At 25.5% G+C, this 21,884-nt stretch carries 20 protein-coding genes; 12 read left to right on the forward strand and 8 right to left on the reverse strand.

The annotated features are described in order from the left end of the window. Nucleotides 1-309: 309 nt before the first annotated feature. From ACH5BH_RS13945 to cmoA, 6 genes are read right to left on the reverse strand one after another with little or no spacing between them, the layout of a single operon-like run. The gene (locus tag ACH5BH_RS13945; protein WP_423298774.1) at nt 310-1,263 is read right to left on the reverse strand and encodes a hypothetical protein; all 954 of its coding nucleotides are present in this window, start codon (nt 1,261-1,263) and stop codon (nt 310-312) included. Beyond that, entirely contained in the window at nt 1,260-2,057 is a 798-nt protein-coding gene (locus ACH5BH_RS13950; protein ID WP_404308424.1) for a YihY/virulence factor BrkB family protein, read from the reverse strand. The genes ACH5BH_RS13945 and ACH5BH_RS13950 overlap by 4 nt, the downstream gene beginning before the upstream one ends. Before the next feature lie 6 nt (nt 2,058-2,063). Continuing rightward, a complete protein-coding gene (locus ACH5BH_RS13955; RefSeq protein WP_423298775.1) occupies nt 2,064-3,452 on the reverse strand; it encodes an FAD-binding oxidoreductase in 1,389 nt (462 codons plus the stop codon). Continuing rightward, a complete protein-coding gene (locus tag ACH5BH_RS13960) occupies nt 3,452-4,495 on the reverse strand; it encodes a plasminogen-binding N-terminal domain-containing protein (protein ID WP_423298776.1) in 1,044 nt (347 codons plus the stop codon). The genes ACH5BH_RS13955 and ACH5BH_RS13960 overlap by 1 nt, the downstream gene beginning before the upstream one ends. Nucleotides 4,496-4,507: 12 nt before the next feature. Further along, a complete protein-coding gene (gene bcp, locus ACH5BH_RS13965; RefSeq protein ID WP_404308431.1) occupies nt 4,508-5,014 on the reverse strand; it encodes a thioredoxin-dependent thiol peroxidase in 507 nt (168 codons plus the stop codon). A gap of 11 nt (nt 5,015-5,025) precedes the next feature. After that, entirely contained in the window at nt 5,026-5,736 is a 711-nt protein-coding gene (gene cmoA / locus ACH5BH_RS13970) for a carboxy-S-adenosyl-L-methionine synthase CmoA (protein ID WP_404308434.1), read from the reverse strand. 182 nt (nt 5,737-5,918) lie between these two features. Here cmoA and ACH5BH_RS13975 point away from each other — a divergent pair, with 182 nt between their 5' ends. Both ACH5BH_RS13975 and ACH5BH_RS13980 read left to right on the forward strand, forming a co-directional pair. Next, nucleotides 5,919-11,771: a putative Ig domain-containing protein gene (locus ACH5BH_RS13975; RefSeq protein ID WP_423298777.1), complete on the forward strand. Its 5,853-nt coding sequence runs from the start codon at nt 5,919-5,921 to the stop codon at nt 11,769-11,771. Nucleotides 11,772-11,855: 84 nt separating this feature from the next. Continuing rightward, a complete protein-coding gene (locus tag ACH5BH_RS13980; RefSeq protein WP_423298778.1) occupies nt 11,856-12,284 on the forward strand; it encodes a hypothetical protein in 429 nt (142 codons plus the stop codon). Here the strand turns inward: ACH5BH_RS13980 and ACH5BH_RS13985 are convergent. Further along, on the reverse strand, nt 12,271-13,113 hold the full coding sequence (locus tag ACH5BH_RS13985; RefSeq protein ID WP_423298779.1) for a bifunctional riboflavin kinase/FAD synthetase: 843 nt from the start codon (nt 13,111-13,113) through the stop codon (nt 12,271-12,273). The two genes, ACH5BH_RS13980 and ACH5BH_RS13985, sit on opposite strands and share 14 nt — an antisense overlap. Next, the gene (gene tlyA / locus ACH5BH_RS13990; RefSeq protein ID WP_404308438.1) at nt 13,082-13,792 is read right to left on the reverse strand and encodes a 23S rRNA (cytidine-2'-O)-methyltransferase TlyA; all 711 of its coding nucleotides are present in this window, start codon (nt 13,790-13,792) and stop codon (nt 13,082-13,084) included. Before tlyA ends, ACH5BH_RS13985 begins: the two co-directional genes overlap by 32 nt. Nucleotides 13,793-13,866: 74 nt before the next feature. Between tlyA and ACH5BH_RS13995 the strand changes: the two genes are divergently transcribed. The 10 genes from ACH5BH_RS13995 to ACH5BH_RS14040 all read left to right on the forward strand — a co-directional run bounded on the left by ACH5BH_RS13995 (nt 13,867) and on the right by ACH5BH_RS14040 (nt 21,884). Next, complete coding sequence (locus tag ACH5BH_RS13995) at nt 13,867-14,439, forward strand: YigZ family protein (RefSeq protein ID WP_423298780.1); 573 nt, start codon at nt 13,867-13,869, stop codon at nt 14,437-14,439. Nucleotides 14,440-14,562: 123 nt separating this feature from the next. Next, nucleotides 14,563-14,934: a type II secretion system major pseudopilin GspG gene (gene gspG, locus ACH5BH_RS14000; RefSeq protein WP_404308442.1), complete on the forward strand. Its 372-nt coding sequence runs from the start codon at nt 14,563-14,565 to the stop codon at nt 14,932-14,934. A 3-nt stretch (nt 14,935-14,937) separates the two neighbouring features. Then, on the forward strand, nt 14,938-15,480 hold the full coding sequence (locus ACH5BH_RS14005; RefSeq protein ID WP_404308444.1) for a prepilin-type N-terminal cleavage/methylation domain-containing protein: 543 nt from the start codon (nt 14,938-14,940) through the stop codon (nt 15,478-15,480). Next, nucleotides 15,470-16,684 (forward strand): type II secretion system F family protein, encoded by a 1,215-nt coding sequence (locus ACH5BH_RS14010; protein ID WP_423298781.1) that lies wholly within the window; start codon nt 15,470-15,472, stop codon nt 16,682-16,684. The genes ACH5BH_RS14005 and ACH5BH_RS14010 overlap by 11 nt, the downstream gene beginning before the upstream one ends. 3 nt (nt 16,685-16,687) lie before the next feature. Then, nucleotides 16,688-17,320 carry a hypothetical protein gene (locus tag ACH5BH_RS14015; protein WP_423298782.1) on the forward strand — a complete coding sequence of 211 codons (633 nt, stop codon included), beginning with the start codon at nt 16,688-16,690 and terminating at the stop codon, nt 17,318-17,320. Beyond that, nucleotides 17,301-18,215 (forward strand): hypothetical protein, encoded by a 915-nt coding sequence (locus ACH5BH_RS14020; protein ID WP_423298783.1) that lies wholly within the window; start codon nt 17,301-17,303, stop codon nt 18,213-18,215. The genes ACH5BH_RS14015 and ACH5BH_RS14020 overlap by 20 nt, the downstream gene beginning before the upstream one ends. Then, entirely contained in the window at nt 18,212-18,607 is a 396-nt protein-coding gene (locus ACH5BH_RS14025; RefSeq protein WP_404308452.1) for a hypothetical protein, read from the forward strand. Before ACH5BH_RS14020 ends, ACH5BH_RS14025 begins: the two co-directional genes overlap by 4 nt. Nucleotides 18,608-18,684: 77 nt before the next feature. Beyond that, entirely contained in the window at nt 18,685-19,134 is a 450-nt protein-coding gene (locus tag ACH5BH_RS14030; RefSeq protein WP_404308454.1) for a hypothetical protein, read from the forward strand. Next, a complete protein-coding gene (locus tag ACH5BH_RS14035; RefSeq protein ID WP_423298784.1) occupies nt 19,118-19,933 on the forward strand; it encodes a hypothetical protein in 816 nt (271 codons plus the stop codon). The genes ACH5BH_RS14030 and ACH5BH_RS14035 overlap by 17 nt, the downstream gene beginning before the upstream one ends. Next, nucleotides 19,920-21,884 carry a secretin GspD/PilQ domain-containing protein gene (locus tag ACH5BH_RS14040; RefSeq protein ID WP_423298785.1) on the forward strand — a complete coding sequence of 655 codons (1,965 nt, stop codon included), beginning with the start codon at nt 19,920-19,922 and terminating at the stop codon, nt 21,882-21,884. Before ACH5BH_RS14035 ends, ACH5BH_RS14040 begins: the two co-directional genes overlap by 14 nt.

A 21,884-nucleotide genomic window follows, 5' to 3' on the forward strand; every position in this document is an offset into this window, starting at 1 on the left:
GCTGATAATACTGCAGGTTTCACTTGTGGAAACGTAGGCCGCTGCCAGCTCTTGAGTTTTATCTAAAAGCTTTTATCTATTTGAACTTCTTTACAGTTCCTTTAGGTAGAAGCTTTTTTTTTAGCCCTTTTATTTATATTTTTCTTTTATTTTATGTATTCTATTACTTTTTTACCGCACATTATTTTTTTTCTCTTATATTTAATATAGCTTGGGATTCTTTTAAACCATAGTTAATAAAAACTCTCTTCTTTTTTATCTTTTTAAACATATTTTATTGGTTTATTTATTAAGGTGAGACCTTTTTTATTAGTTATAAGAGTCTTTATTAAAATACATCCCAAGATTAAATCTTATTGCATATCTTGGTTTAAAATCTTCCTCTCTACTATAATAGTTCTCTGGTATTGTATCTATATACAACCATTTCTTTATATAATGTCTATATTTTAGTTTTAAGGCATATCTTTTTATTTTCATATCAGAGTCTATGTTATTGATATTTGTATTTGCTGTGTACCTTAAATAGTTTTTATTTGTTAGTTTTTGATCTAAATATATAGAGTGATATATTTCACTATTATTTTCTTTTTGTGATTGCCAATAGTGTTGATTAAAATTGTGTACTGAAAAGCTTTCATTTATTGCTCTATCTATTTTAAAATAACTAGTAGATTCTAAATCCTTTAAATTAGAATATTTAAAAGTTTGATTTAATGTATAAATATAATTAGTGTTAACATTATCAAAAATTTTTTTTGCTTCTATTTTTATAAATGGATCTAATTTACTTTTTATTTTTATACCTACTTTTGTTTTTAAATTAAGATTATTTTTTAAAGCTTTGTAGTATCCTAATGCTAAATTAACATCATCTTTTTTACTTTCTGATGTTTTATTTTCTACATTGTCTATTGTGTCTCTTTGTTCATCTGTTTCAATTTCTATATGTATTGCTTCTTTTAGTCTAGGTAGTTTAAGTTTTACTTTTACTCTTTGATCTAAAACTATATCTTCATGTTGATTTTGAGATGCAGATAATTCAATAAGTCCATAAGCATTATGATAATCCAAATTATCAACTGTATCTTCAAAAAAGAAGTTATCAATATTAATAGATGTATTAATAATTGAGCTATGAATTGTTTCTCTAATATTCTTAGTATTTTCTATAAAATCATCTAAAAAGGTTTTATTATCTACTTCATTTCCATAAGATAAGCTATTTGCTATAAAAATAGTTAATAAAATCTTTTTTTTCATATAGTACTCTTTTTTGCTTGATATTGTATATTTAGCTTATGACACATTTTTATTCCATATAGATATATTATCCAAGATATATATATCCAAAAGAAAGTAAATAAAAGTGTCGCTAATGAACCATATATTGTAGTGTATGTTTTATTATATATAACATAATAAATAAATAGATTTTTAGTTATTGATAAAATAATTAGTGTTATTAATGATGATATTAATGCTGCTTTATCATTTATATGTCTATTTACACTATATTTAAATAAAGAGTAAAAAATTAACCATGAGAATAAATATGAAAATATTATATTTAATATATTATTATCGTAAAATGCTGTTATTATATTTAAGGCGGCAAATATTATAGGAAGCATTACTAAATATAAAGAATAGAATATAAAAGAAAAATGAATAGATTTTCTTTTTGATTTATGAATTTTATTTACTATATATTCATAATCTTTAAAAAACATAATAAATACAAATAACATATAGAATATTCCAAGCCATCCTAATTTATTTGAATTTGAAATATAATCTTTAAGTGTATTTACAATATCTACTGAATGAGTTGGATTAATAATGTTAAAAATATAGTCTATAAAAATATCTATATACGATTGAAATTCTTGGAAGCTTGAAATTATCGCAATAAGTAATGCAATAATTGGAAGAATAGAGAAAATAGTAAAGAAGCTTAAACTAGCTGCATAATATGTTGTATCATCATTAAAAAATGAATCAATTGCTGATATTACTTTTTTAGTTAAGCTATCTTTTTTATCTTCTTTATTCATTTTTCATTAAAGTCCCATTTTAAATGGATTTAAAATATTATTTGGATCAAAAGCTTTTTTAATACTTCTAAATAATTCAATTTCAGCTTCATTAAATGCTATATTCATAAACGGAGCTTTTGATAATCCAATACCATGCTCACCAGATAGAGTTCCACCCATATCACAAACCATTTGAAATATATCTTCAATTGCTTTATGCCCATCTTCCATTTCTTTTGGATTTGTTTTATCTTTAACCATCACATTTACGTGAATATTTCCATCTCCTGCATGACCAAAACATGGTACATTAAATCCATATTTTTCTCCAATAGCATAAATCGCATCAAGTGCTTCTGGAAGTTTTGATCTTGGTACAGATATATCTTCATTTAATTTTTTTGTTCCATAAATCATAGTTGCAGGACTTGCATTTCTTCTTGCAAACCAAAGTGAATTACCATGTGCTTCATCTTTTGCTTCTATAAAATCAACTGAACCATATTGTGCAAAAGCTTCTTTTAATGTTTGAATTTGTGAATCAACTTCTGCTTGTGATGAGCCATCAACATCTCCTACTAAAATTCCACCTGCATTCTCAGGCAATTCTACTTGTGGAAATTTTTCTCTTAATGCTTTAATTACTAATGCATCTAAAAACTCCATTGCAACAGGATTTGCACCACTTGCTAGAGATTTGAAAACAGCATTCATTGCTTTATTTACATCAGGGAATACCCCCATATATGTTTGTTTGAATTTTGGTTTTGGAATTAGTTTTAATGTTATTTCTGTAATTACTGCAAGTGTTCCTTCACTAGCTATTAAAATACCTGCTGTGTTATATCCAGCAACATCTTTAATAGTTTTTTTACCTGCTGTAATAATTTCACCATTTGGTAAAACAGCTCTAAGTGCTACAACATAATCTTTTGTAATTCCATATTTAGCAGCTCTCATACCACCTGCATTCTCACTAACATTTCCACCTAATGTAGAGTAATTTTCACTTGCTGGGTCTGGTGGGTAAAATAATCCAACTGCCTCAACAGCTTTTTGAAATTCCATATTAATAAGTCCTGGTTGAACAACTCCAACCATGTTTTCCATATCAATTTCAAGAAGTTTATTCATGTGTCTTTCTAGTGATAAAATAATACCACCATTAGAAGGTAAAGCTCCACCAGTAAAGCCAGAACCTGCACCTCTTGGTACAATTACTATTTTTTCTTCATTACAAAATTTTAAAATTTTTGAAATATCTTGTTCATCTCTTGGAAAAACAACTGCATCAGGTTCAAATCTTTCTTTTGTTGCATCATAACAATATGCAATTAAATGAGCTTTATCAGCTTTTACATTTTCTTCTCCAACAATGGATGTTAAATAATCTAAATGTTCTTGTTTTATCATTATTTAATTCCTAGAATATTTTTATAATAGTTTTCATAGCTATTATTATCATACGATTTTTTTTCTTCAAATTTATCTTCTTCATCTAATAAAAAATTAAAAATTGATAAATCAAAATTAAAATCAAAGTCTAATGGAGCTTCTTCAATTTTTTCTATTCTTGTATAAAATGGCAGTTCAGATTTTGATGAAGCATAACTAATATCATAATTTGTTAATGTTTTAAATGTTTTTGCATCTATTACATATACTTTATCTTCAAGTACTATAAATATTGTTCTTAAGTTTTGTTTTATTGCAAATTCTTGTATAGTCTTTTTTGAAGGAAACGGCTCTTCATTTATTTTTAATTGTGTTGCAAAAATATCTGAGTGTAAAAAGTTATTATATTTAAAGTTTTCTCTTACTCTTTGAAATGCTTCTTGATTTGGTGCTATTAGCATTGATGATGTGTATAAGTAGTTTAGTGCTAAAATATCACCTTTTTGTGCACCTCTTTTAGATGTCGGTAATGCTTCTTGTTCTATATCATCAAATGAAGAAAACTCAATAGTTGAACTTGTATCATCAGAACTAATTACTTTAGCATTTGCTACAATTAATCTTTTATCATTATCATGTAAATGAATTACAACACCACTTTGTCCTATTATTAAATTGCCAATATCAATTACTGTTTTATTATCTTTAATATTCTCAATTTTTACACCAAAGGCCTGGAAAGAAAGTTTTTTTGTAGTATTGTTTGTATCAACTTTTTTAACTTCTTTTTTAAGTAATTTATCATTTGTAAGTAAATATTTATAACTTAATGAGTTTTGATTAGATTGCACTTTAATATCTAATACTCTCCAGCCTTTTTCTTCCATATCTTTTATTGAGTATTTGCTTGCACATTCTCCACCATCTAATTTTGTTACTTCAATTGTTGACGGTGTGTTCCATTTATCTTTATAACAAATTGTTGTTTGCGCATTAGCTACAACTGTACTTAAAAGTAATGATGAACTAATTAGTGTAATTTTATTTAAAAGTTTATTCATATTTTTTCCTATTTATGCTTCTTGTAGTTCTTGAAGTTTTTTTCTAACTTCTTCTACATGAACAATCTCAAATTTTTCACCTTTTACAGTTTTTTTCTTTCTTACGTTTACTTTTTCCCAAACTGCTGCGATTTTACCTTCTGGATTAATAATAAATGTACTTCTTACAACTCCCATAAATTCTTTACCCATAAATTTTTTAAGTTGCCATACACCATAATCTTCACACATTTTTTTATCTACATCTGCTAATAGAGTAATAGTTAATTCTTTTTTTTCTATAAATTTTCTATGTTTTTGGGCATCATCAGGACTTACACCTAATATTACTGCATCTAAGTCATCAAATTGTGGATGAGCTTCTGTAAAGTCACAAGCTTGAGTTGTACAACCAGGAGTCATATCTTTTGGATAGAAGTATAAAACAATCCATTTACCTTTTAAATCTCTTGAGCAAATCTCAATATCATCTTGGTTTGGAGCACAAAAATCAGGTGCTTTTGTTCCTATTTCTAACATATAATTATCCTTTATTCTTTAATAGCTATAAATGTGGCAAAGTTTACCCATTTAAATATCGTCTCACAATGTGAGAAACCTGCATCTTTTATCATTTGTTTATTTTCATCTTCTGTATATGGTATCAAGACATTTTCTAATGCTTCTCTTTTTTGAGCTATTTCAAATTCTGAGTACCCTTGAGTTTTCTTAAACTCATAATATTCATCAATAGATTGTTTATTTAAAGTTGGGTTTGATGATATAACTTTCTCACTAAATATAAAAATACCTTTGTTTTCTAAAGAATCATAAATTTTTTTTACTAATTTTTCTCTTTGAAGAGGTCTAATAAATTGAAGTGTATAGTTTGAAAGTATAAGTTTTGCATCAGTATAAGAGATATCATGTAAGTCTGCGTTTATCAAATCAATATCTACGCCAAAAGCTTTTGCTTTCTTAGAAGCTCGATTTAACATAGCTTCAGAGTTATCAATACCTATAAGTTTTAGATTTTTTTTACAATGTTTTGATAATTCTATTAGTGTTGAAGCAGTTGAACATCCTAAATCATATACTTTGTCATTTTCTTCTAAAAAATTAGATGCAAAGTTTATAGATAACCTTTGCATTTCTTTATAAAAAGGAACAGACCTATTTAGCATATCATCAAACACTGATGCAACATCTTCATCAAATTCAAATTGTTTTGTTATTGATTTTTCAAATACTTTATCTACCATGAAGATATTTTATCTAAATTATTATTAATCTAGATAAAAATAAGAATATTTTGAATTTATATGATATCTATAAATTTAAGATTAAAAAATATTAAAGTTTATTAAAAAATATAAGATGTATTATGTAATAATAATATAATATTATTTAAATAATAATTGTTATTATATGTCAAGGAGACTAAATGTCAAGTTCTAATGTTAAAAGTATATTACTTTCAACTATTGTATCAGGTATGTTAATTGGTTGTGGTGGTGGAGGAGGCTCTTCTGTTACTTCTTCTAATTCAACTGGTGCAGGAGGTGGTGCTCAAAAAGGTCCATTTAAAGAAGGTCAAGTTGTAACTGCCCAAAAATTAAAAATTGATGGTACCTTAGATACAAATGTACCTAGTATAACTACCCAGACTGATTCTTTAGGTAAATTTAAATTCTCAAGTTTATCATGGAGTGGGCCTACAGAGTTTACTATTGAAGGTGAATATTTAGATGAATCTACGGGTGAATATGTTTCAGGAGGGTTTTTATCAGCTATTACAGATATAAAAGAAGGAACTATTCCTAAAGTTAATATTAATATTCTTACACATATTGCCTCTGAAAGCATAAAAGAACAGATGAAAGCAAATGCTGATAGTGATCCATCAAATGATATTACAATAGAAGAGGCAAAATCTACAGCTAAAAAAGTTGTTTCTAAGGTATTTAAAATAAATCTTGAAAATACAGAACTTGAAGAATTAGACTTAACAAATGAAAATAGAGATAATGCAACAGATGAACAAAAAGCTGCAAATACTCAATTACTTAAGTTATCTGCTGCTTTATCTTCCACAATAGATCCAATCTCAACTTTACAAAAAATTGCTACAGATTTAAAAGATGGGGAAGTTGATGATGAGGCAGAAGCTTCTTTTGAGGAATTAAAGCAAAAAGAATCGGAAGTTAAATTATCTGAAATTGCTCAGAATATAAAGTCTATTATTAATCTCGATACTATTCCTAATAGTGAAGATTTTTTAAATGGAACTATGTCTTTAAATAATACATTAGTATTTAATGATAAGTTGGAAGTTAGTCCTAGTAATTCTTCTGAAGATTATGAAGAATCTAACAGTGTTTTAGTATCTGGAATTATAGGTACAAAAGCTGCAGATATTTCTATTATAAATGGTGAATATAGCTTAGATGGTGGGAAAAACTGGATAAATTCATCAGTAAAAGAAGGAAAAGTTTCAAATGGAGATACTTTAGTTTTAAGAGCAGTACCATCATCTAATTTTGATACAAAAACTACAACAGTTGTTACAATAGGTGGAGTAGATTTTGATTTTGATATTACTACTGAACCTGAGTTTACAGTAAATGATACAAGAGTTAAAGCTTTTGATTTTGTATCAAAAACGAAGCAATCTTTAAATACTGAGGTTATAAGTGATCCAATACAAATTGAAGGTATAAATGCTATTACTAATGTCTCTGTAACAAATGGTATTTTAGAAGTATCATCAAATGGACTAGATAATTGGAATAATGCTACCCAAGTAGAAAATGGTAATTATGTAAGAGTAAAACATACTACTTCTAATGATTATAATGCAAGAGTAAAATCAATAGTTACTTTTGGTTCAGAACAAAATCAAGTTATAGCTGAGTTTAAGTCATATACTCAAGCACAAGATAGGACACCTAATTTTATTACAATAGCAACAAAATACGATCAAAACTTATTTGATAAAGAAAATATAGAATATGTTGATTTTAATCCTGTAACAGTTACAGGATTTACAGGAGAAATTGAAGTAAAAGTTATAAATGGTGAGTTTACAGTTGATGGTGGTACTACATGGTATAGCCAAGAAGATTTAAAAAATCTTAAAAAACCTATAAAAATAACTCCTAATACACAGGTTGATATTAGACATTTAAGTTCAAGTGAATTTAACACAAAAACAACATCTTTTTTGACTTTAGGTACTAAAATTGTAGAGTTTAGTTCATTTACAATTGCAAATGGAGATGATACTTTACCTAATGAATTTAATCTAAAAGTTATTTCAATGGATGCTCATGATACAAGGCCTATTGTTCCTGTCGATATAAATAAACTTATTGAATCAAATGAAATCACTTTAGATGGAATTAATACTGAGGTAAATATTTCTGTAAGTGAGGGAACTCAATATAGTATTGATGGTGGACAAACATGGAATAGTGAAGATGGTATTGTATCAAAAGGAGATACATTAAAAGTTAGACATACTTCTTCTAAAAATTATCTTGAAAAAACTGAGTCAATAGTGAAAGTAGGTGATTATGAAACTAAATTTATTTCATATACTAAAGCACCTATAGATACTATTCCTAATCCATTTGGGTTTGCTTTAGTTGAAAATGTAGATATAAATGCAGAAGTTATTTCAGAAGATGTTTATATAAGAGGTATAAATACCCAAACTAATATTTCTATTATAGATGGTGAATTTTCACTAGATGAAGGTGTAAATTGGCAAACAACTGGAATGATAGCGGATAATCAAAAAGTAAGAGTAAAACATATTTCTGCTAAAAATAATGAAGAAAAAACTGAAACGATTTTAACAATAGGCAATGATATAGATGGAAAATATGAAACAAAATTTATTTCAGTAACTAAAAAAACTATACCTAATTTAGAAGATGTGATAAATGAGTTTAATACACAAGTTTATAATGGTTCTTTTTATAGTTTTACTCCTAAAGCTAATAATGTTGATGAATGGGAAATTTCAGAAAATAAACCTTCATGGTTATCTTTAAATAAAAGAACAGGTCAAATTAGTGGTACTCCTAATAGTGTATCTTTAGAAAAAGTTTATAAAAATATTGTATTAACTGCTAAAAATAGTTCTGGTGAAGTAAGTCTTCCTTCCTTTGATTTAGAGGTTAAAGGCTTAACTCCTACAGTAATATTAGGAAATATAAAATCTCAATACTCAATATATAATGATATTGAAATTCAAGCAAATGTAAATGATACATCAGATGATACACATACATTTAGTTTAAATAATGCTCCAAGTTTCTTATCTATAGATGAAAAGGGTAAAATCTTTGTAAGTAAAGATACTTTAACAACTGCAAATAAAGGAACTTATAAATTTACAATAAGTGCTGAAGATAGTACTGGTAAAGTAGGAACAAGTTCAGAAGTTTCATTTGAAATTGTAGAATTTTCAAATGTTGATACTCCTCCAACAATTTCAGGTACACCTTCTCTTACAATTGAAGAGGGCAATAGCTATTTATTTAATCCAATATCAAGTGATATAAATGATAATAGTGAAAAACCTTTAATATTTACAATGACTGGAAATCCTTCATGGTTAAGTATAAACTCTTCAACAGGTACAGTTTCAGGTACTCCTTCAAATGATGATGTTGGAATAACTGATGAAATTACTATTAAAGTTACAGATAATACTGGTTTATCAGACTCTTTAGAACCATTTAAAATAACAGTATCAAATGTAAATAATAAGCCTATAAAAGTTGGTTCAATTGCAGAGCAAACAATATCAACAGATACTTCTTCTTATTCATTAGATGTAAAGCCATATTTTGATGATATTGATCTTAAACATGGAAATGAAGTATTAACTTATGAGGTTACTTTTGATAGTGGAGAATTACTTCCTAAGTGGTTAGCATTTGATTCTAACACTGGTATTTTAACAACTACATCCTCAAATAATGTAGGGGTTTATCAAATGAAAGTAACAGCTACAGATAAATCAGGAGAAAAAGTTGTCCAAAACTTTACTATTAATATTGAAAAAGATAAGTTTACACAGGCTTTAGAGAAGATAGACAGTATTGATCCTGAATTAGAAGATATTGATACAAAACTTCAAGAGGCTAAAGATATTTTGTCAACTCTTACAAGTGACAAAGCTACTGTTATTACAACTTTAATTTCTATTGCAGAAATTGCAAATAGTGATACTATAAATGACCTAATAAGTATTAAAAATAGTAATGATGGTAAAGATTATAATGGTACAAATTTAAATGCCTTAGTTAGAAATAGTGTCATGGATTTTGTAAATATTGATAGTTTAATCGAAAATGCTTCAACAACAAAATTTACAACAGTTACTACAAATAAGATGCATGAAATTGCTACAAAATTAAAAGAGTTAAGTGATAATCTTGGTAAATACTATCAATCAGCTAATGACTCTTATACTTATCAAAATGAAACTATAACTTATGATGATGCAAATGCTTTAAGAGCTACTATTTTAGGTATTGCATTTAAATTAGAAAATCTGTCAGCTTATCAATGGGGAATCGATTCAGATTTTGCTACACAAGAAGCTTCTGAGAGTAAAAATGAATATATAAATTTTGATATTAATAGGCCAAGTATATTAAATAGAGGAAATTTCTTTAAACTTATATTTGCTGACAGAGTATTAACTGCTAAAGAATATTTAAAACAAGCTGTAAATATTGCTTTAAGAGTTCCTATTGGATATGAGGGTGAATTTAAAAGTGATTATAAAACAGATCTTCAAGCTATTAAAACAGCATTTGATGGAAAAGGACAATATACTTACACAGATTTTGATGCAAGTGATGACGAAGCTTCGGTTACTATTGATTTAAATAAACTATTTGCTACACCTCTTCAATTAAGTGATTTAGGTTCTAACTGGCAATATAGTTGTAGAAATGGTAAGTTAATTGAAGGCTCTACAGCAGCTGAAAAATATGGATATACGACTTGTGAGTATTCTTATGAGCTATATGATGCTACTCTATATACTTGGAATGAGACTCCTAAAATAGAAGTACAAACATCACCAACTGCAAGTAGTTCAAAAATTGATGATATCATTTTAAATATCAAATTAAAAAAGAATAATCAAATATTAACAGGACAAGCATTACTTGACTATCTTTATAAAGATGATTTTAAGTTAAGTAGAGATGATATTAGTGGTAAGTCTTTTAATGTAACTTCTGTAGATAATTCAGCTTATGTAAAATTCGAAGTTTTAAGTGATGGAACAGGAACTGAAGTAGGATATAATTCAGATAAGACCCAAGAATCTAGTGAAAATTTTACGTGGGATATAGAAGATGGAAAGTTAAAAATTATGTTTAATGATAATAGTGTAGATTTCTATATATTTGATGATACTCCTTCAAATGGTGTAATTGTTAAAGTTCATGGCCCTGATGAAGCTCCTTTTGATGCTATAATTTCTGATTTTAAAGATATAGAACCAGTAATTCAAACTTTAACTTTTGAAGAATTAACTGCTAACTCTTTTCTTGTACTTGGTGATGGTTGGTATGATGAAATGACTTTTAATAACTCAAAGAATGCAATTGATGGAATTGAATATTATAGAAATGACTCAGGAATTTATGTGAAGAATGGAAGTACATGGTCTATAGATATTACACCAACATCTAATAAAAATCAAGTATTATATGTAGATTCAGACACTGGAGAAAAAGGAACGTTTACTACTTTTAAAACAGAGTTGTTATCCGGTTATACAAATGTATTTAAGACGACTATAAATTTTCAGCTTACAGAAGATATTACTTATTTTTGGGAGGTTTGGGATTGGAACCCTACTGATAGTGGGTATACTATAGAAAATTTAGATCAATTAGAATCATCATTTTTAAATAATATGTATACGCTAATGGGAAATAAAATACCAGTAATGATTAATAATTCAGGGAATGTTGTAAAAGCCAATGAAGTAAAAGATGCTATGGGTAATTATTATGAAAGGAGTACTTTACCAGAAGATATAGTTGGAACGTGGGAAAAAGATATTTCAAATAATTATCTAAAACTTTCATTAAAAAATTCTTCTGATATTGTAAATGAAATTATTTATTTAAGAGTATTAAATGATAATGGAGTTTATAAAGTAGAAGAAAAAACAACATTATTTAAAGATTATAAATATTCAAAAGATTTTATTTCAGGAACTGAGCTTTCTACTTATAAGGTAGATAAGGGACTTTAAATAATAAAACTAAAATAAGTAGACTTTTAAGTCTACTTATTTTATACTTTTTAGGACAAATCTATTTTTTAAGGTATTTTTATTTTGATAAAAGTCTTCTTTTCTTTTTTTTTTCTTTTATCATCTCTTTTTTCTACTGAAATTGTATTTAATAAAATTGAAGAGTTTAAAATAAATCAAGAAAATATTTTATATATAATAAAAGCAGATATTAAACATGTTGATTTAAAAAAGCTTAAAAAATTTAAATTTTTTAATAAAGAACAAATCATTTCTCAAGCTTCATTTTATGAAAAAGGAACTTTTATAAAAGAAAACATAAAGCTTCACTTTAAAAAAGCCTATTTTTTAGAAGGTGATTTTATTATGAAAAATATTAAAGGAAAAATAAATAATTATAAAATTGAAGCAAAAAAAGCTACTTATACTTCTACAGATATTATATTAGAAAAAGCATTTGTTATTATAGATAATAAAAGAGTAAGAAGACTAAAACTTACTATTCCTTTATAAAATAATTTTTAGCTTCTTTTATATCCAAAAGAATTTGTTTCTTCAAATTATCAAAACTATCAAACTTTTTATTGTCTCTTAATTTTTCAAAGAATTTTATTTGGACTACAAACTCTTCATTTTTTATGTTTTTATCTAAGATATGTGTTTCAACAGCATAACTTCCATCTGTTGTTACTCTATGTCCTAAAAAAGTTATTGAGTTGTATTCTTTATCATTTAGTATTGTTTTTGTAGCATAAACTCCTTCATTAGGAAGTAAAAATTCTTCTACAAAAAGGTTTATAGTTGGTACAAAACTTTTTGCTCCTAAGCCTTGTCCTTTTATATGTTTTCCATATATTTTATATTCTTTACCTAGAAGTTTATTTGCTATTTTTATATTACCTTCTTTTAAATATTCTCTTATAACTCTTGAGTGGACAGCAATTGTATCTATTTTTACTTCATCTAAAACTTCAACTTCTCCATTAAATAATTCTTTTAGTTCTGTAACACAATTTTTTCTACCTTTTCCAAAGCAAAAATCAAAACCTACAACTATTTTTTTTAAGTTAGGATACTCTTCTTTTAAAAGTTTTATAAACTCTTTTCCTTCTAAGTGTTTGATATTTTCAAGTACATAATAATAAATAGGATATTTTGAATACTCTTGTCTATAACTTTTGGGAGTTAAATTTGCATATCCTGATTCTATTGATAGTATTGCACCATTTTCATCTAACTTCTCAAAAAGTTTTTGATGTGCAGCGTGCATTCCATCAAAGCCTCCTATTGCTATAGAAGTGATTGTATTTTTATTTACTAAAGTAGAAAAGTTCTTCTTCATTTCCATCTTTTCCTTGTAGTTTACTCTTTGAGTTATAGATTAACTTCCAGTTTAAAGCAGATATTGTATCTAAGAATTTTTGTCTTGCTAATTCTATTGCTTTTTTATCTTTTACCACACCTTTTTTATCTCTTTTTACATTTGTTCCAACTTCAAATTGTGGCTTAAATAAAATGATTATATCTTTGTTACTTAATCTGTTTATATCTTCTATTATATTTAAAATAGAAATAAAAGATACATCACAAGTAACTATTTCAAAACCATTTTTATTTTTATAGTCTCTTATATCAGTTTTTTCATAAAATGAAATTTTTTCATCACTTTTTATTTTTTCATGTAACTGGTTTGAGCCTACATCTACACAAGTAACACTTTTTACATTTTGATTAAGAAGTATTTGAGTAAATCCACCTGTACTACTCCCTATGTCTAATGCTGTTTTATCTTCTAATTTTAAACTTGGAAGTTCTTCTAAAAAGTGTTTTAGTTTATATGCCGCTCTACTTACATAAAACTCATCTTCAAGTATTTCAATTTTATTTTTTTCATTTACATCAAATGATGGTTTTGAAACTATATTGTTATCTACTTTTATTTTATTAGCTTTTATTAGTTCACTTGCTTTATTTCTACTTTGTAGTTGAAAGTTATCTTTTAGGTATTGGTCTAATCTCATGCGAAATTATAGTTAAATTTTTATCAAGAATAGTTTATATATACTATAATCTATTTTAATATGATGGGATTTATTTGAAGTTTGTAAAACAAGAGTATGAAAATACTTATGAAGAAAAAAAGTCAAAATTTATAGCACATTTAGTGCCTTACGAAGAATTTGAAGTACTTATGCAAAGATTAAAACAAGAACATCCAAAAGGAAGACACTTTGTTTATGCTTATAGATATTTAAATGAGTATGGTCAAGTTGTTGAAAATAGTAGCGATGATGGAGAACCAAAAGGAACATCAGGAAAACCATCCCTTGCTGTCTTATCAGGTGCAGGCATTATAAATAGTGCAGTTATAATAGTAAGATATTTTGGTGGAATAAAACTTGGAACGGGTGGACTTGTAAGAGCTTATGGCTCAAGTGTAAATGAAGTTTTAGATAAAGCAGAGTTTTTTGAGTATAAAAATTTAATTGTAAAAAAATTAGCTTGTGAGTATCAAGATTTATCTAAATTGGAGTATTTATTAAAAACAGATGGAATAAATATAAAATCAAAAGAGTTTTCTTCTTTTGTAATTCTTTATATTGAACTTTCAAAAGATGAATGGGATGATTTTTTACCAAAATTACCTTTGTCAATAAAAGTAAAATAATTTTTATTAATAATAATGATTATTAATTTAAATTATAAATAAATTGAAGCTAATATAACCGAAAAATCGAACTAATTTTAAGCTTTTTTTACTATAATATCTCAAAAATTAAAAAGGAAAGTAGTGAAAAAAGCATTTTCTTTAATGGAGCTTATGGTAGTAATTATTATTTTAGGCTTACTAGCAGCTTTTGTATTACCAAACCTTACTGGTAAAAGTGATGAAGCAAAAGATAAGATTGTATGTATTCAAATGAAAAGTATTGCGCAAACTTTAAAAATGTATAAACTTGATAACTCTTCTTATCCCCAAACACAAGAAGGTTTAGCTTTATTGGTTGAGAAAAAATATTTTGAGGATGGAAAACTTCCTAAAGATGCGTGGGCAAATGAGTTTATTTATATTTCAAATGAGAATGGTTTTGATTTAGTATCAAAAGGTGCAGACAAAAAAGAAAGTACTGCTGATGATCTTTACTACTCAAAGTGTAAATAGTAAATGACGGATATTAGAGTAAAGAAAGCTTTTACTCTAATTGAGCTTATTATAGTAATAGTTATAGTTTCAGCTACATATTTTTTAGTTTTTTCAACTAATAGTTTTAATACTCAAAATAATAATAAAAAAATTAGTTTAGAAAATTTAAAACAAACACTTTTTGACAAATATGATTTTTCACAAAGTTTAGAATTTATTTGTATTGACTCTACTTTTGATTGTTATTTAAAAGTAGATGGAGTTATCAGTGATAAAAAGCTTGTAAGCAATTTTTTCACTAATAAACCTGAAGTTTATGAATATGAAGCTATTGAAACAATAAAAGAATTCGATTCTATAAAAATAAATGATGTTGATTATGATGTTGTTTTTAGATTTATTATAAACAGTGATTATAAGACAAATGAGTTTATTTTAGATACATTAAAAAATAAAGTTTATATTTTTAATTCTATATATGAAAAACCATTAGTTTTTGAAGAATTAAGTAATGCTTTTGAAATTTTTAATAAAAATATTGTTGAGGTAAAAGATGCTTTTTAAATATCAGGGTTTTGATTCAAATGGAAAAAAAGTAAAATCTAAACTTGAAGCTACAAATTTAAATGAAGCAAAAGCAAAATTAAAAGCAAAAAGTATTTTATATACGGCTATAGAAGAAGAGAGTTTTAATTTTTCTAAAGTTTCTTTAAAAAGAAAGAAAAATTTAGACTTATCAAGCTTATCAAATATTAGTAGGGATCTAAGTATTTATTTAAATTCAGGTATTTCTTTGATTTCAGCTGTAGAGCTATTAAAACAAAGATATAAAAATAATAAAACTTTAAATTCTTTTTTTGAATCAATTGGAACATATCTTGATGAAGGGAAAAATTTTTATGTTGCCCTTGATTCTCAAAGTATTATAAAACTTCCAGAATTTTATAAACAATCAATTAAAATAAGTGAAAATGGTGGACTTTTAGAGTCAGTTCTTTTAGAATTAGCAACTTTTTTAAAAGAACAAGATAGAGTAAAAAAACAAGCGAGCCAAGCTTTAGCTTATCCTTTATTTATTTTGTTTATTTCACTTTTTATGGTTGGTTTTATGCTTAGTTTTATTGTGCCTAAAATCACTGATATTTTTACGCAAATAGATCAAGAACTTCCTCAAAGTACAAAAATAGTAATAGCTTTAGGAGATTTTTTCTCAAATAATTATGCTTATGTTCTTGCAGGGATTATTTTTACTATTTTTATATTTGTATTTCTAATGAAAAAATCAACTAAATTTAAATATGCCTTTGATAAATTAGTTTTAAAATTACCATTTTTTTCTACTATGATAGAGCAAGCTGAGTTGTCAAGATTTTCTTATATGAATTCTATCTTGATAAAATCTGGTGTTCCCATAGTTCAAGCTATAAATTTAAGTGCAAATATTTTAAAAAATAGTGTAATAAAAAAGGTTTTTGTGGATGCTTCATCAAGTGTTGTTGAAGGAAAAAAACTATCAAGTTTACTTCACTCAAATAAAACATATAAGATTGATGAAGCTTTTATTCACTCTATTGCTATTGGTGAGGATACAAGTAGATTATCAGAAATATTGAATAATCTTGCAAGTTTATATAATGAAGCTAATAAAGATAAGATAAATCTTTTTTTGTCTTTACTTGAGCCTATTTTTATGCTTTTTGTTGGTGTAACTATTGGATTTATTGTAATTTCTATGCTTCTTCCAATTTTTTCTATGAATTTAGGTTAAAAATTGAAAAAATCTATTGTTCTTTTAGTTTCATTACTATTTATTACAGCTATTTCAGCATTAATTCTAAAAAATTTAGATGATACGAATACATATATGAAAGAACAAAATCATAAACTAAACAAAGCTCAATTAATGATGATAATAAATAATGCTCAAATTGAAGCTTCAAAGGTAATAAAAAAATACTCTGATGATATTCCTTCTTTAGAGGATGTTCCTTTTTCTATAAAAGAGGTTGATATTTTATTGTCTTTATCTCTTTATGATAAATATGACATAAATGTATATGATGATAAAACAAAAAAAATAGATAATAAAAAGTATGAGAAGTTACAAAAGTTTTTTTGGGATAATTCAGTTGATGGTTTTGAAAATTTTGTATATTTATTAAAAGGTAACCAAAATATTAAAAATAGCAAGCAGTTAGATGATATAATAACTACTGTTATTAAACAGACATATAGTAATAAAATACTAGAGATTAAAGATGAATTAGGTTTTATATCTACTGATAGTAATAGTAAATTATATGAATTAAATTTAAAAGTTAAGTATTTAAAAAATATGGCAAAGGCATATTATATTTTAGATAAAGATGGAGAGGTAAAGTATTTTGAGCTTAGTTTCAAATAAGCATAAAAGAGTTTTTTTATGTTTAGGAAGTAAAATAAATGTAAAGCAGAAGGTTGACATTATTCTTTCCCCTGAGTTTTATTGGGTTAGGGTTTTTGATATTCCTGTTAAAAATAGTACTCAAGCAAGACATGTTCTTCCTACATTATTTGAGGATGTATTAGAAACAACAACAGAACTATCTTATCAAGTTTTAAAACTTGAGGATGGAAAATATTTATGTTTTGCATACATAAATAAAAAGATTTTTGAAGCAATAAAAAGTGCAGGTATTACAAGTTCTCAAGTAAATTCAATATATTTTGCACAAACTGAATGTAAAAACTATAGACAGTTTACAGCTTGTGACAAAAGTTTTTTATATACAAATGATGATGTCTTAGTAAAAGTACCAAATGCTCTTTTATCTGATAAAATTAATTTAGAAGAGAAACTTGATGAAATTAATTTATCTTCAAATAAGGTTGATATTAAATTATATAATAGTTCTTTATCTTCAAAGCAAATTTATTCATTATTAGCTGTTATGTTAATTGTTTGTTTTGTAAATATATTTAAAGTTATTGATTATAAAAATGAATTGGCTAATTTTGAAAATAAAATAGATGAAACTAAAAAGGCAAGTAAACTTCCTTCTTCAATGATTCAAACAAATTCTATTATAGATTCTTTTAAAAGTAAAAAAGAAACACAAATTCATTTAAGAGAAAGTATTTCATATATTTTAAAAAATAAAAAAACTACTTTAAAAAGTTTAAATATGAAAAAAAGAAATTTTGAGTTGGAGTATATAAATAGTAGTATGAATGATATTAAAAGTTATTTATCTAAAAAGTTTGAAATTCAATCTATTAGAAAAATAGGAAATGTTATAAAAGTGAGGCTTAAAGTATGAATAAAATAAATCCTTTATATCTTATTTTATTGATGTTTACTTTTGTATATATTTCTTTTGAAATTTTATCTCAAACTAAAGAAAATTTTATTGAAAAAAGTAATGAATATAATAGTGTAAAACAAAAAGCAAAAGAGTTTAAAGAACTTAATAACTCTTGGGCTAATAAAAATAGAACTATTAGAACAATTAATCAAATTACAAATAGTCCAAAATTTAGAAAACATAAAATTCTAAAAGTTGAAACACAAAAAAATATAAAACTTAAAATAGAAAGTATGGATTCTAAAGTTTTAAATGATTTTTTAAATAGAGTTTTAAATAAACAGCTGATTATAGATAAATTAGAGCTACAAAAGACTTATATAGCTTTAGAAATAGGATATAAATAATGAAAAAAATATTTAAAATTTTAGTATATATTTTCTTTTTTATTTTTATATCTTTGTTTTTTTTACCCAAGTCGGAATTGTATAATTTTTTAGAAAAACAACTTTTAAAAGAAAAGGTTATTATCTCAAATGAAAAATTAAAAGAGAATCTTTTAGGTATAACAGTAAACTTTGCTGATATTTATTATGAAGGTATAAATATAGCAAATGTAGAAAAAACAACTGTTTCTACATATCTTTTATATAATAAAATAGCAATAAAAAATGTAAGATTATTAGATAGTTTTAAGTCGATGTTCCCAAGTCCTATTTCAAATGTCTATTTAACATATAGTGTTTTAGACTACAAGAATATTCAAGTAGAAGCTGATGGTATATTTGGAAAAGCCCAAGGTAGTATTGATCTTATTAATAAAAAAGTATTTATATCTATAGACGCTTCAAGAATTATGAAAAACTCTTACTCTAATATGCTTAGACAAATGACATTAAAAGACGGAAGGTATTTGTATGAATATAAGTTTTAATAAATTACTTCAAAGTTTAATGCCTTTTATTTATATATCGCTTTTTGTATATGTGATTATGTCAATAATAGCTTCATTTTTACCTAAAAACTCTATTGAGTATATATCGGAAAATAGTTCCTATTTACAATACAATAAATATGATGGTTTTTATAATACAAAAACTGTATCTATACCTATTCAAAATAAACAAAGAATGGAAATAAAAAGTTTATCAAGTTACAGGCTAAAAGGTATATATTCTACAAATACAAATAGTGGTTGGGCTATTATTGAAAATAACAGAGATAAAAGTAGTTATTTCATTGCACAATATGAAGAACTTGATGGTTATGTATTAACAAAACTTTTTAAAAATTATGTAATTTTTGAGAAACAAGCAAAAGAATATAAATTAGAGTTAAATAAACAAAAAGAGAATATATCTTATGAAGTATCAAGAAAAATAGATAATATAACTGAAAATATTGTTGTAAAAGATGATAGTGTGACTGTAAAAAGAGATTATTTAAACTCTTATGTCAAAAACCCAGATAAAGTATGGCAAAACATAGCAATAAATGAAATTAGAGATGGTTCTAAAATAAAAGGTTTTAAAGTAGGAAGAGTAAATAAAAACTCAGTTTTTTCAAAACTAGGATTAAAAAAAGGTGATATTATAAAAGCTATTAATAATAAAGTTTTAGACTCTTATGCAGATGCATTTGATGTGTATAAAAATATAAATAATACAAAGTATTTAAATATAGAAATTTTAAGAAATAATGAGATAATGGAGTTAAACTATGAGATTGATTAAGTTACTACTAGTAGGAGTCATTTTCACTTTTACTTTAAATGCAAGTGAAAAAATAAATATAAACTTTAAAAATTTAAAGATTATGGATTTAGTAAAAATTACATCTAAAATTATTGATAAGAATATTTTAGTTACAACTCAAATAAAAGGTAATGTTGATTTTATTTCAAATAAACCTTTACAAAAAGACGAATTAGTAAAAATACTTATATATGTACTTGAATCAAAAGGTTATACTCTTGTTCAGAATAATGAAATATTAAGAATCGTAAAATTAAATGAAGGGGCAAAAAAGAATGTCCCTGTATTAAATGGTTCTAAACAAAAAACTCATTATCAGATGGTAACAGAAGTATTTACAGTTTATAATGCAAATGTAGATTATGTAGCTTCAAAAATTAGACATCTTATCTCAAAAAATGCAAAACTTGTAACAAATAAAGAATCAAATTCACTTGTATTAACTGATTTCCTTGATAATATTAAAACTGTTAAAAAAGTAGTATCTATTATGACAAATGGAGCAAAAAAAGATACTAAAATAGTTGAACTTAAAAAGATTCAAGCAATTGAAGCAAAGAAAAATCTTGATGCAATTGCCAAGTCAAAATTTGATAGTAAAATTCAAACACAAAAAGTAGATATTATTGCGAATAAAGATAATAACTCTTTAATTTTAATAGGTCATAAACAAAATATAAACTACTTAGCAAAATATGTAAAAAGCGTAGATGAGAACGACTCATTAGTAAAAAGAGTGGTTGAAGTTATACCTTTAAAAAATGTTGAAGCAAAAAATGTAATCAAAATCATTGATGGAGTAATAGGAAAGAAAAAATATATAGATCAAAATGATAAACCACTTTCTTCAATAGATGAAGAATCAAATGCAATAGTTTTAATGGGACCATCGACTGAAATAGTTTATATAAAAGAGCTTTTAAAAGAGTTGGATAAAGATAAGCCTCAAGTATATGTATTAGCAAAAATAATAGAAGTAAGTGAAAATAAAACAAAGAACATTGGTTTAAAATATGGTTTTGGTGCTGGAGTTTCAAATAGTGGGGGTATATTTTCTATAGCCTCTAGTTTAGGTGGTAATATACTTCCTTTAACTCAATTAACAGATGGTTTAAAATTTAGCCAAGAGTTAACAAGAGGATTAGCTTTAGGGGCTACATTGAATTTACTAAAAGAAAATCAAGCTATAGACATTGTGTCTGAACCTTCAATTTTATGTATTAACAATAAAGAAAGCTCTATTTATGTTGGAGAAACAAGAAGTTTTCAAACAGGAACAACAACAGGAGAGACAACAACAACTAATTTTAAAAGAGAGGATGTTGGATTAACACTAAAGGTCAAACCACGAATTTCAAATGAAAATAAAGTTACATTAGAAATTGAAACTATTTTAGAAGATGCAAAAGAGATAAAAAATGAAAATCAAACTAATCCAGATACAACAAAAAAAGAAGTTAAGACATCTGCCATAGTTACAAATGGTGAAGCCGTAATTATTGGTGGTCTAATTAAAAACAAATCAGATATAACTGATAATGATATTCCTTTTTTAAGTGATATACCTATTTTGGGAAATTTATTTAAAAATAAAAGAAGAGTTAACGATAAAATTAATTTAGTAGTAATTATAACACCTTATATTATTCCTAAATCAAAAGATTTAACATATATAAGAAATCAATTATCAAGATTATCTCAATTAGAAGTAAGGTATACAAAAGAACTAGAGTTTAGATTAAAAGAAAGAAAATTAGAAAAGGAAAAAGAAGATTTACATAGAAGAAAAAAAGAAAGAGAACTTGAAGAAAAAAGAAAAGAGTATTTAGAGGAAAAAACAGAATTTGAAAGTAGCACTTCTACAGAAAAAGAAGAGATAGATAATAGAACAGCCCATGAAAAAAGAGTAGCTGAGATTTTAGGAAATTAG

The organism is Arcobacter rhizosphaerae (genome assembly GCF_049472155.1).
GTDB lineage: Bacteria > Campylobacterota > Campylobacteria > Campylobacterales > Arcobacteraceae > Arcobacter_B.